Annotated in this window: 2 protein-coding genes; both read right to left on the minus strand. The window is 67.3% G+C overall.

All coding sequences use genetic code 11. The features are described from left to right. A partial coding sequence (infB, locus tag H0W38_RS20295; protein ID WP_292457580.1) for a translation initiation factor IF-2 occupies positions 1 to 2,426 on the minus strand: 2,426 nt, incomplete at its 3' end. Between the two features lie 57 nt (positions 2,427 to 2,483). Continuing rightward, positions 2,484 to 2,875, minus strand: a 392-nt coding sequence (locus H0W38_RS20300) for a helix-hairpin-helix domain-containing protein (RefSeq protein ID WP_292457583.1), incomplete at its 5' end; no start/stop codon positions are given.

Genomic DNA, 2,875 nt, shown 5'->3' on the forward strand with positions numbered 1-2,875 from the left:
CCGGCATCGGCCCGCACGTTGAAGCCGATGATCACCGCCTTGGACGCGATGGCGAGGTTGACGTCGCTCTCGCTGATGCCGCCCACCGCCGCGTGCACGATCTGCACCTTGACCTCGGCCGTGCTGAGCTTGAGCAGCGAAGACGCCAGCGCCTCCTGCGAGCCCTGCACGTCGGCCTTGACGATCAGCGCCAGGGTCTGCGCCTGGCCCTCACCCATGTTCTCGAACATGTTCTCGAGCTTGGCGGCCTGCTGCCGGGACAGTTTGACGTCGCGGTACTTGCCCGAGCGGAAGGTGGCGATTTCTCGGGCGCGCCGCTCGTCGGACAGCACCATGAATTCGTCGCCGGCCTGCGGCACTTCGGTGAGGCCCTGGATCTCGACCGGAATCGAAGGGCCGGCCTCGGTGGCGGCCTTGCCGTTCTCGTCGAGCATGGCGCGCACGCGGCCGTAGGTCGAGCCGGCCAGCACGACGTCGCCGCGCTTGAGCGTGCCCGACTGCACCAGCACCGTGGCGACCGGGCCGCGGCCCTTGTCGAGTTGGGCTTCGATGACCAGACCCTTGGCGGGTGCATCGACTTGCGCCTTGAGCTCGAGCACTTCGGCCTGGAGCAGTACCTGTTCGAGCAGCGTGTCGACGCCCTGACCGGTCTTGGCCGATACCGACACGAAGGGCGAGTCGCCGCCGAAGTCTTCTGGAACGACCTGCTCGGCGATCAGCTCGCTGCGCACACGCTCGAGGTTGGTGCCGGGCTTGTCGATCTTGTTGATGGCCACGATCAGCGGCACGCCCGCCGCTTTGGCGTGATGGATCGCCTCCTTGGTCTGCGGCATCACGCCGTCGTCCGCCGCGACCACCAGGATCACCAGGTCGGTGGCCTTGGCACCGCGCGCACGCATCTGCGTGAAGGCTTCGTGGCCAGGGGTGTCGAGGAAGGTGATCATGCCGCGCGGAGTTTGCACGTGGTACGCGCCGATGTGCTGCGTGATGCCGCCCGCCTCGCCCGCCGCGACCCGCGAGGTGCGGATGTAGTCGAGCAGCGAAGTCTTGCCGTGGTCGACGTGGCCCATCACTGTGACGACCGGCGCACGCGACTCGACCGCCACGTCGCTCGTGGTGACGTCTTCTTCGAGGAAGGCATCCGGATCGTCGAGCTTGGCCGTGAAGGCCTTGTGACCCATCTCCTCGACGAGGATCATGGCCGTTTCCTGGTCGAGCTGCTGGTTAATGGTGACCATCTGGCCCAGCTTCATCAACTGCTTGATGACCTCGGAGGCCTTGACCGACATCTTGTGGGCCAGGTCGGCCACCGAGATTGTTTCGGGCACGTGCACTTCATAGACCTGCGCCTCGGCCGGCGCGACGTAGCTCGATGCCCCCTCGCTGCGGTCGCCGCCGCGGCGTCCGCCGCGCGGAGCCTTCCAGCCGCCACGGCCGCCATCGCTGCGGCCCTTCAGCGCAGCGCGCTTCTTGGCCGCATCGTCGGCCCAGCTCGACGAGAGCTTCTCCGACTTGACGGACTTCTTGTCGCCTGGCTTGGCCGTGCCCGGGGCGCCGGGCGCGCCCGTGCCCGGCTTGGCGGTCGGCTTGTGAATCGTGCCCTTGATCTCAGCGGCCTTCGGCTTTTCCTCCTCCGGCTTCTTGGCGATCATCACCTTCTTGGGCGCGTTCATCATCGCGCGGATAGCGGCAGCCTCGGCCTCGGCCGCCTTGCGGCGGTTGCTCAGATCGGTGGCACGCTGCTTTTCCTCGGCCTCGATGTCGGCAGCCTTGACCACGCGCACCATCGGCTTGGGCGGTTCGGCCGGCGGTGCGGGTGCTGCTGCGGCCTCGGCCGCCTGAGACGCCGCGGCGGCGGCCTTGGTCTTCTTGACCGCAGGCGCCGCAGCAGCCGCGGCCAGCGCGACGGCGGCTTCCTGAGCGGCGGCTTGCTGCCTCGCCTCGGCCACCTCGCGTTCGGCGCGCTCCTGCTCTTCGCGCAGGCGGCGCTTCTCGGCCATCTCTTCTTCTTGGCGGCGCAGCAGCTCGGCCTGGCGATTGGCTTCTTCCTCGCGCTTTTGCAGTTCGGCTTCGTCGATCACCGGCTCGCTGGGCGCGGCTTCCTCGATCGGCACCGGCGGCGCGTCGTCGCGCTTGATGAACGTGCGCTTCTTGCGCACCTCCACCTGGATCGTGCGCGCCTTGCCCGAGGCATCGGCCTGCTTGATCTCGGTGGTCGACTTCTTGGTCAGGGTGATCTTCTTGCGCTCGCTGCTGCCGGTACCGTGCGCAGTGCGCAAGTAGTCGAGCAGGCGCTCCTTGTCGGCTTCGGTCAGGGCGTCATCCGTCGAGGCCTTCGCGACGCCGGCGGAATGGAGCTGCTCAAGCAGCGTCGCAGCCGGGCGGTTCAGCTCGGCGGCCAACTGTGCGACGGTAGTCACGGCCATGTGTGGGTGTCCTTGGTAGAGCGGTAACTTGGGCGAGGGCGGCTAGGGGGCGGCAGCTCAGACGGTGAACCAGTGCTCGCGCGCCTTCATGATCAGCGCCTTGGCGTCGTCATCGGGCATGCCGGTCAGCTCGGTCAGCTCGTCGACGGCCAGATCGGCCAGGTCGTCGCGCGTGCCGATGCCGCTCGCCGTGAGCTTGGCGATCGTTTCAGCGTCGAGCCCGTCGAGGTCCCGCAAATCCTGCGAGACCGCTTCGAGCTTTTCTTCCTGCGCGATCTCCATGGTCAGCAGCGCGTCCTTGGCGCGGGTGCGCAGCTCGTGCACGGTGTCCTCGTCGAAGGACTCCATGTCGAGCATTTCTTGCAGCGGCACGTAGGCCACTTCCTCAAGGCTGGTGAAACCCTCGGCGATGAGGATGTCGGCCACTTCGACGTCAACGTCAAGCTTGT

The organism is Methylibium sp. (assembly GCF_013817365.1).
Lineage (GTDB): Bacteria > Pseudomonadota > Gammaproteobacteria > Burkholderiales > Burkholderiaceae_C > Methylibium.